The organism is Billgrantia lactosivorans, from assembly GCF_003254665.1.
Classification (GTDB): domain Bacteria; phylum Pseudomonadota; class Gammaproteobacteria; order Pseudomonadales; family Halomonadaceae; genus Halomonas; species Halomonas lactosivorans.
The window spans coordinates 1-332 of record NZ_QHGY01000044.1 but is presented as its reverse complement, the minus strand read 5'-3'; the positions used below and the strand labels follow the sequence as shown (position 1 = coordinate 332).

The 332-nt window shown below is 55.1% G+C and carries 1 rRNA gene; it reads right to left on the bottom strand.

Going from position 1 to position 332, the window contains the following annotated elements:
• Positions 1-115 (bottom strand): 16S ribosomal RNA (locus tag DIS04_RS20325); the annotation flags it as partial.
• Positions 116-332 lie beyond the last annotated feature (217 nt).

Genomic DNA, 332 nt, shown 5'->3' with positions numbered 1-332 from the left:
CTCACCCGTCCGCCGCTCGCCACCAGGGAGCAAGCTCCCCGTGCTGCCGCTCGACTTGCATGTGTTAGGCCTGCCGCCAGCGTTCAATCTGAGCCATGATCAAACTCTTCAGTTTCAAATCATATAGTCCTTACCCTTCTTGCGAAGGAAGCGGACCAAACTCGGCTCAAGGTCAAAGCTTCTCAAAAGACCCGAAGGTCTCGACGAGTCGCTTGCCTTGACATGGTGTGACTTCTCACCACCTCATCGACAAGCGCCCACATGAATTACCTGATCGATTGTTAAAGAGCGGCTCCGGGCTCTTGAAGAGAGGAGCGTCTCGCTTGCTGTCG